At 55.3% G+C, this 8570-nt stretch carries 7 protein-coding genes; 3 read left to right on the plus strand and 4 right to left on the minus strand.

Translation table 11 applies throughout. From position 1 onward, the window contains the following. Positions 1–724: 724 nt before the first annotated feature. The gene (locus Z052_RS00005) at positions 725–2164 is read right to left on the minus strand and encodes a lipopolysaccharide biosynthesis protein (RefSeq protein WP_144049933.1); all 1440 of its coding nucleotides are present in this window, start codon (positions 2162–2164) and stop codon (positions 725–727) included. A gap of 230 nt (positions 2165–2394) precedes the next feature. Between Z052_RS00005 and Z052_RS00010 the strand changes: the two genes are divergently transcribed. From Z052_RS00010 to Z052_RS00020, 3 genes are read left to right on the plus strand one after another with little or no spacing between them, the layout of a single operon-like run. Beyond that, positions 2395–3369 carry an alkaline phosphatase family protein gene (locus Z052_RS00010; protein WP_094521058.1) on the plus strand — a complete coding sequence of 325 codons (975 nt, stop codon included), beginning with the start codon at positions 2395–2397 and terminating at the stop codon, positions 3367–3369. Beyond that, a complete protein-coding gene (locus Z052_RS00015) occupies positions 3369–4886 on the plus strand; it encodes a sulfatase (RefSeq protein WP_094521057.1) in 1518 nt (505 codons plus the stop codon). Before Z052_RS00010 ends, Z052_RS00015 begins: the two co-directional genes overlap by 1 nt. Then, positions 4886–5602, plus strand: a complete 717-nt coding sequence (locus Z052_RS00020) for a DUF2334 domain-containing protein (RefSeq protein ID WP_094521056.1) — start codon at positions 4886–4888, stop codon at positions 5600–5602. Before Z052_RS00015 ends, Z052_RS00020 begins: the two co-directional genes overlap by 1 nt. 22 nt (positions 5603–5624) lie before the next feature. On the opposite strand, the gene Z052_RS00025 is transcribed toward Z052_RS00020, so the two are convergent. From Z052_RS00025 to Z052_RS00035, 3 genes are all read right to left on the minus strand, one after another. Next, positions 5625–6488, minus strand: a complete 864-nt coding sequence (locus Z052_RS00025; protein ID WP_094521055.1) for a hypothetical protein — start codon at positions 6486–6488, stop codon at positions 5625–5627. A gap of 269 nt (positions 6489–6757) precedes the next feature. Continuing rightward, positions 6758–7594, minus strand: a complete 837-nt coding sequence (locus Z052_RS00030; RefSeq protein ID WP_158228633.1) for a glycosyltransferase family 4 protein — start codon at positions 7592–7594, stop codon at positions 6758–6760. 454 nt (positions 7595–8048) lie between these two features. Further along, a complete protein-coding gene (locus tag Z052_RS00035; RefSeq protein ID WP_099288412.1) occupies positions 8049–8558 on the minus strand; it encodes a methyltransferase domain-containing protein in 510 nt (169 codons plus the stop codon). Between the last annotated feature and the right edge of the window lie 12 nt (positions 8559–8570).

An 8570-nucleotide genomic window follows, 5' to 3' on the forward strand; every position in this document is an offset into this window, starting at 1 on the left:
TATTTAGCTGACAGTATTACTCTCTAACGGATCACGTCCGCACCAATTTATTATAGAGACGGCAAGGCGAATACACCCGCCTTCAGGCGGGTGATGAAGCCGACATAGTGGGAAGCAATCCACTAGCCGAACGTCTGTACCGAGTTTCACATACGGAGATTTAACTGACAGACCGCTCTATGTGAAGGCAGGAATCGGTCGGAACGGAGCGGATTCCGAACCGTCCTTCGGAGGCGGCCTGTCCGCCCGCGTAACGAGGCAGTATCCGAAAGAGCAGTCGATGAACGCCACATCCTCGAAGGGTGTGTCTCTGCCGACTGCTCAAAGCACGCGACACGATACCCTCAACTCCGCTGATGCCTGCCGGCGTCCCCGTGGCAAAAACAACATGTGGGACGCCATACACGGTGAAGGATAGGGGTAACGACCAGTTGGCATGGCCGGCAGTCCACCAGTCCGACACTGTGGGACTACCCGTGCCCGAAAGGTCTGGTAGTCACCTGATTGGACTACAAAGCTGAAACTCCCACCGCTCGGGATTTCTCCGCGTTTACGCGGAGGAGGATGTCAATTCCAGTAGTCCGGTTGATCTCATATAACCAGCTTCGGCAAGTCAATCAGTGACATCATTATACAGCTTTCTGACTTGGCCGCTTCATAATTGGTCAGTGGTTTGTTTCGAAATCAAGTTCGTCGACGATATCCAGACTTCTCCGTCGATGGTTTACTCTGACATTAACCCGATGACTTTCGCTCGTATCCGCGGCGAGAGCCCTAAGAGTAAGCCTCCGTAGATTACGGCACCGATGGCAACGACGACGAGAGTCCACGCTAAAGTCTTAGGAAGTACCTGCTGAAATCCTAAAACAACACTGATCATAACAACGGCTGCGAAGGTCTGCAGCCCGATCTCACCGAACGGTATGTCGGGCGACCCAATAACATCTTGAAGAGCATACGCGCTGAGGAGGACAGTTGTAAGTGATGCGAGCGCCGTTGCGAAGGCAGCGCCGTACCAGCCAAACAGGGTGATTAGTGAAAAATTTAGCCCCACATTCGCCACAACGTATACGAGGTTTACACGGAAGGCGATGTCGGGACGATCGATAGCGTTGATCGTGTTGAGGAACTGTCCACCATAGGCGGCTAACAGACGCGAGCCAATGAGGATCACAAGGATTGTACCGCCACGAGCGTATTCTGCCCCGAAGATGGTGAGAACTGTGTCTCCAACTACGATAGCCCCAAATAAACCCGGGATAGCGAAGATTCCCGTAAAAGTGAGTCCTTCATTGAGGAAGTGATGGACGCGTTCATAGTTCTCGTCGACGCTGAGTTCAGAGAACTCCGGAAATAGCGTTTGTTTGATCGCAATGCTGACTAACGCAAGTACGGAAGCGACTGTCCAAGCAACCTTGTAGATCCCAATTTCAGGCTTCGATACGGCAGCCAAACCGACAACCGAAAGACTCAATGCGCGCATCATGAGGACATCAGTCCAGGCAAACGCGCGTGTTTTGAGTGTTCCCAGCCATGAGTAGCGAGCGTACTCCAGAAGTCCAGTGAAATGACTCAGGTCGGGACGTTCCGGGCGGCCGTCAAGGAGAGTGAGACCTACGGCAGTTGCTAAGAACATCGCCGTCGCGTGCCCGAGAACGAGGCCGCCAACACCGATACCGAGGAAAAAGAGGGCCCCGATGTGGAAGCTTGACCGAAGCACCTGTTCGAAGGTCTTCAGCCCCCCAGAGGTGCCAACCTGCTTGTATCCGCGCAGCGAGGAGAGAGCGAGGTCGAACAGTGCCCGCGCTGCGACCAGCGCGGCAAAGTAGCGCGCAACTTCAAGCCCGATGAGAATATTTACTTGATCGCCGAAGATGAGAATTAGGGTGACGAGGAGGGCGTGGACGCCAAGGTTGAGCAAGTGACCCGCCGTCAAAAATGAACCTCGTTCGGTGCCCTCGCTGGCACGTTTTTTAACTGCTTCTCCCAGCGCGCTCGCAGGGATATTCAACCAAAACAGGAACGCAACAGCAATCGAGTACTCGCCGTAGGGTCCGGGTCCGAGTTGGTTGTTGATGTACCAAGTCGCGATTCCACCCACGAGGGTAGTCCCGACTTGCGAGAGGAAGTAGACGATTGTCGTCTTTCCCGGCCGCGAACTCACGGGCGACCACCCCGCGTAGGGCTCACCTCTCGCTTCTTCGGAGGGTGACCACTCGACAGCGGGGAACCAACTAGCTCGCTGCCCTCGTACGACACGATTTATACTTCCTGGCGACCTATGAAATCCTTATGCTCTCGCGTGCTCGGCCAAGAGGCAGTCGGTTCGGGTACTCCATACGGGGACCCATGAACGAGAAGGTATTTGAGGGATGTCATCGTCGCGTGAAGTAGATGACAGTCGTCGTGCTGGGCATCGACGCGCTGGATCCTGAACTGGTCGATCCAGAGGCCCATCCGAACCTCACGCTTGCCGCCCATCGGTCGATTGAGACGATTGACAGCGCTGCTGGGGAACCGAGTACCCATGAGCTGTGGCCCACAATCATCACTGGGTTGCGCCCTAAGGACCACGGGCTCACACTCAAAAACGACGGCGTTGCTTGGGGCAATCCGCTGTTAGAATCCGCCAGTATGCTCGCAGACTACCTCCTACCCGACACCGTTCAGGCTCGCATCGGCGCTTGGCTGCTGACCAATACTGGAGCCGACGCCTTCCGCACGCCGGCGACCTACTACGCGGAGAATAATATCAAGACGCTGTTTGATGGACAAGAGGCAACGGCTATTGGCATCCCGAACTACGTCGTCGATCCTGATAGCGAGGACCGTGAGCACAACCTCCGGCGGTCACTAGGTGACCTTTTTGAGCGGGACCCGGACACGACCGGCGGACATAGCTCCGCCGACCCATACGAATTCTACGAGCAGTGCCTCGAGATGGTGATGGTCCGCATCGCCCGCGCTCGCCGCGCAGTCCGCAGTGGCCGTCACGAACTCGTCTTCGCATATACCAGTGGGCTGGACTTGATTGGTCACGTAACCTACGACCTGTCCACACTTCAGCGATCGGCCTACGACGAACTCGATGAATTCGTTGGCGACCTCCGCAAAGATCTTGATGACGGCGATGTGCTACTGTTGGTCAGCGACCATGGGCTACAGAAGGGTGTCCACACCCACGAAGCGATGGTTGCCGGCACCAATAAGGAAATGATCGCGGGGATCGATAGCGTCCTCGACATCCGAGCAGTGATTGAAGCAGAACTGCGTGCCCAAGACCATATGAAGGACAGCGAGAAGAGATCATTCACGGAGGCTGGTGGTACAGAAGTCAAAAAACACCTTGAGGACTTGGGGTATATGTAATGGCACCGAATATTCTTTTCTTGGTTATTGACGCACTGCGTATCGACCACTGCTCAACCTACGGCTACAAGCGCAAGACTACACCGATAATGACAGAATTGGCGGAAGACGGTATCCGCTACGACAATGCCTTCGCGCCTTCAATTTGGACACCAACTGTCCACGGAGCTGTCTTCACAGGAAAGTACCCCTCTCATACCGGTATCTACGGTAATTCGCTTAAGATACCAGATGACTTTGAGACGTTACCGGAGATGCTCAAACAGCAGGGATACCGGACGTTCGCTGCCAGCGCGGGGGCGCACATTCGGCGCAGCCGCGGATACGCCCGCGGCGTCGACGACTACGTCGAAACCCGGCGCATTGGCGCAGACATAGACTTCGCACAGAAAGTTCTTGGCGACCGGTCATTTGCCAAGCAGGTGGGATTCACGCTGACCCGAGGCCCCGACGACAAGACCCGATACAAGTACGATCGACTGGAGCGGTTCGTAGGTGATGCCGTTGACCAAAACGACCCGTTTTTCGGGTTTATTAACGCCAAGACGGCACACCAGCCGTTCAACCCTCCCCGGCCGTATAAACGGATGTTCACCGAGGGATTGGAACGGCCCCGTTGGGAGGTTCTCGAACGCGTGATAGAGGCGCTCGGCAGACGCTCTCAGGACCTGCCGGGTCATGACATTGAGAAGCTCAGACAGGTCTCCCACAGTGGCGGCGACGGCGTTTTTGCCGGCGATCTGGAGATGAACGACGAAGAGTGGGCAGTTATCGAGTCATGGTACGACGGCGCTGTCCGCTACCTTGACGACCTCATCGGCGATCTAATGGACTTCTTAAAATCAAAAGATATCTATGATAACACAATGGTTGTGGTCTGCTCAGACCACGGAGATAACTTCGGCGACCATGGCGGGCTCACAAGCCATATCTTCTCGTTGTACGACACACTGCTACATGTTCCGCTTGTCATCAAACCGCCGCGGACAGGGAGCAGCGCGGACGGCAACGGTGCTGGCGACGACACCGCGCCCGCCGGCCGAACGATCGACAACCAGGTGTCGCTGATTGACCTAAACCCGACCTTCCATGAAATCGCTGGAGCGAGTCCGCCGGACTACGAACTTGCCGAGAGTCTACTGGGCTTTGAGGACCGACGCTACCACGACTACACCTTCGCCGAGTATGCGGGCTTCGACGGACCTATCGAGCGGCTTGAGCGCAAGTACCCTGACTTCGACGCGACCCGCTTCGCCCGCCCGCTACAGGCGATCCGCGACGACGAGTACAAGCTTATCATTACCGGCCCGCTGAATGGCGAGCACGACCGAGAACTGTACGCCTGGCGCGATGACCCCGGCGAGGACCGCGATCTTCTCGGCGAGCGGGCAGACGTTGCCGACGAACTGCTGGACGTCGTGCGCGACACGCTCGAACCGCTGGACGACGCCGGCAAGTTCGAGGCGCCCGACGACGAGGAGCTCGAAGAGCAGCTCAAAGACCTCGGTTACCTCTAATGTGGCCCGGCGTGACACGCCTGTCGCTGGTCTGCCTGCGCTTCGACGACTACCACCAGGACATCGACAACGAGACGTGGATTGACGTGCTCTCGCGCTACGACGAGCGCGGTCTCCGGGGCGTCGTCGCCGTCTGCCCGAAGTTCGAGGGCGAGCGGCTCAGCGCCGACGTGGTCGAGTTCCTACACGATCTGGAGGCGAACAGCTGGGAGCTCGCCCAGCACGGTTACGAACACGAGAACGTCGGCGAAGGCCGCGGAGGCCCGCTCTACGACGACCGTAGCGAGTTCGCCGGACTGGACTACGCCGAGCAAAATAGGCGGATCGGTGCTGGTCGGGACATCCTCGAGTCACACGGCATCGAACCCACAACATTCATTCCACCTTGGCACGAGTACGATCGGACGACCGTCCGAGCGCTCGCCGCTAACAACTTCAATTGTATTAATGAGGGGCGTTGGCCAATTCCACGCACAGTAGAAGGAATTACCCTCGTCCCAACGCATATCCCGGCGATCACGCCGTCCATGCTTGGTGCGGGCGTGGTCACAATGGTCTCACACCCGCAATTAGAGGACCATCCTATGAAGAACGCTGAAGCCGTCGCAGGCCACGAAGATAGGGTCCGGACACCGTCAGAAGTAGTCGATTGGTGGCGCAACCGATCGACCGTGAGTCAGTTCATCGATTCAGCGAAACCTCTCTACCAATTATAGTCGAACTGAAATGAAAATATACTCAGTCCACGTAGCCGAGCGCTTCGAGTTTCTCTTGAACGTTTTCGACTGAATTATCGACCATAGGTGCGGCCTGTTCGAAGATGATCCACGGTACCTCAACGAGCGGGCGGACGTGGACACGGTTCGGATGGCCGTAGAGCTTCCAGTCGCGCCAGTGGCCGAATGTCTCGCCGTGATCAGCGGTGACGACAACGGTCAAGTCCTGCTCAACCCACTCGCCAATCGTCGGGAGGATTGCCTCCCACGTCGACTCAACGGAGGCATGGTAGCCAGCGACAGCTCGTTCCATGTCGACGTGGCCCGACGCCATTGCGACCTGTGGAGAGAGCTTATTATCATCCTTGCGGCCGGGGTTACGCCGCCAGATATCTATGTCAGGAAACGCAGGGATCCACGTGTCGCCGACTTGGGCGACGTACGGTGCGTGGGGTGGTAGGAGGTGAGCAACGACAGGGCGGTTACCGTCATCGAGAAAATCGTTGGCAGCTTCAAGAACCGGGTTAGGGAGGACATTTCCGAGTCTGTCGTTCCAGTAGTCTTCCCAAACGTGTTCAACTTTGGCAGCGCCGACATCCCAGTTAGCGTAGTTGACATTCCCGGTAGCAATGTAAGTGTCTTCAAGCACACCTGACTGCTCGCACTCACTGAGCCAGTGGCCCGTTGCACTACCGGGGGAGCGACAGCGATCAACAGGCCAGTTAGTGACTCGCTGGAGAGCATCATACCGACAGGCATCGAGGATGACAAGCACGTCCCAGTCTGTCTCGGTAAGGCGGTCGTGCTGATTGGGCCGCTTTGTCACCGCGGAGATCTGCTGGAGCGCCCATTTACGTGCTCGGTAAGCCAACGGTTCCTCAGTCATATCTCAGTATTCTTTGTCACCGTCGATAAACGGTACGGTGTACGCCGGTATAGTCGCCAGAAGAACGCGCAAACAACTAAGGCATCCGTTCAATGTATTTTGTGAACAGTTGTCAGGCGATTCTATCTTGTGCTCGGTTTCATGTTCGATGTTGGATTGACACGATGGTGGATGTACTCCGTGGGTGTCCAAGCAGACACCTCGATCTCTCGGGAAGTCCGAACCCCACCTGTTTTCCAGTTGTACCGTACCATGAGTATACACCGAGGTCAAGAGTCTGCTAGGACACGACGATAGGTGTCCGCAAGCGCTTCTGCTGTGTCGATCGCGCGGAACGATGACGATATTTTTCGAGCATTCTTTTTCAATCTGTCTAGGTTATTGAGCGCACGGTCTAAAGCGGCAGTGAGCGTCTCCGCATCGCGGGGTGAAAAGAACACGGCGGCATCGTCCGATACGTACTCATTGATTCCGGGCCGATCAGTGGCAACGACTGGCGTTCCGCAGGCAAGTGCCTCGATCTGCGTGTTCGGCCCCATCTCATCGATCGAGGGGAGGACAAAGAGATCAGCGGCGCGATAGTATGTAGGGAGATCAGCACGGGGGACGAATCCCTCGACTGTGACTGACTCAGAGATGCCGAGATCACGAATTCGTTCAATATCGGGATCGCCGGCACCGATGAGACGGGCGTCAAACGGCCGTTCGAGTTGCGAGAGTGCATCGAGGAACTGAAAATAGCCCTTGTGCGCGGAGAAATCCCCGACATAGAGGAGTTGCGGTGGCTCATGCGATTTGTGCTCTGTTTTCGGATGAAATCGCTCAGAGACACCAGGACGGAGCAGGTCCGTACGTTCCAGCCGAACGCCAAAACTTGCGAGAATATCACGATGGTACTCGCTGAACGCGAGGACTCGGTCGTACCGGACCGTACGCGCAAGTCCGTTCTTGAGAACGTACCGAAGGCGATTTTTTATCCAACCCGTTGGGCTCTCCCGCTCGAACGACCCGCGTCGAATAGGTGACCAGCCGCCGATATCCGGCCCGATCACGAGTGGAACATCTGGTACGATTGAGAGGACTGTCGGAAGGATGATGGTGTCCATCGGCAGGACGTGGATTAGGTCGTAGTCAGCCGCGGAAAGTGCCTTACGAACGCGTGCCGCGTTCAACAGGAACTCCGGCTTGTTCCACTTCGTTCCCCATAGATCTGTTGCTTCCCCGAAGTGGGCATATGGAGTCGACGCGAGCATCTCATCGGAATTACTCGCTGTAAACGCGTAGACATCAGCACTGAAAGGTGGGTCATCAGTGTCACGGACAGCGTGGATCCAATCGTGAAATCGGCCATACCGCCCGTCACAAGCACCATTATAGTATGGCGTGACATACGCAATTTGTACCATAATCTATTTTATCATTTTTTGGATATTGCTTAGGATGATCGATGGCTTTCTCAGTTTGATAATTGTTCTTGATGGGTATTTATAATTTACAACCTATATAAAATATAAGTGATATGATTTAGGTATAGTTGACACTTCTCAGCGACAAGTTAGATTACTCATTGACTCCCGCGATCACGAGTAGTCGGGTCGATCCTAACCGCTTAAATTGTCTGATTGGCATCCGATTGAGCCATCGAGTGATCCCCTCACTCATCGGTGCGACGTACTTGATATTAACACGATAGCCGTAGCGTTCTAACAACTGTCGAAGAGTTGCTTCGTCATGATAGTGCGTATGCTCCGGATTATATGGGACGCCGTCTTTTTGAGTTATGTGTTTCAAGCGTGCCCAGCACCAGATATTTGTCATTGTGAGAACTAAACGACCATTCTCTGACAGTACATCCTTTGCTGCTTTCAGAAACTCACCAGGGTTAGATAAATTTTCAATCAATTCACCGGCGACGACATAATCATACGTATCATCCAAATCAAGCACCTCTGCGTCGCCAGTTACAACATTATATCCTGCTTGTCGAAGATTTTGGACACCATCAGCGTCTCTATCGACTCCGAAGACGGAGTCTGCCGGGTCGTACAGATGCTGGTGTAACCAGCTCAGCTTTGAACGTTA

The sequence above is a fragment of the Halorubrum sp. C191 genome (genome assembly GCF_002727095.1).
In the GTDB taxonomy this organism is placed as follows: Archaea; Halobacteriota; Halobacteria; order Halobacteriales; family Haloferacaceae; genus Halorubrum; species Halorubrum ezzemoulense.

What these genes read in the sequence shown, in the direction of transcription:
- Z052_RS00010 (WP_094521058.1), top strand. Translation starts at nt 2,395, where the DNA reads ATGACAGTCGTCGTGCTGGGCATCGACGCGCTGGATCCTGAACTGGTC.
- Z052_RS00015 (WP_094521057.1), top strand. Translation starts at nt 3,369, where the DNA reads ATGGCACCGAATATTCTTTTCTTGGTTATTGACGCACTGCGTATCGAC.
- Z052_RS00020 (WP_094521056.1), top strand. Translation starts at nt 4,886, where the DNA reads ATGTGGCCCGGCGTGACACGCCTGTCGCTGGTCTGCCTGCGCTTCGAC.
- Z052_RS00025 (WP_094521055.1), bottom strand. Translation starts at nt 6,488, where the DNA reads ATGACTGAGGAACCGTTGGCTTACCGAGCACGTAAATGGGCGCTCCAG.
- Z052_RS00030 (WP_158228633.1), bottom strand. Translation starts at nt 7,594, where the DNA reads ATGGACACCATCATCCTTCCGACAGTCCTCTCAATCGTACCAGATGTT.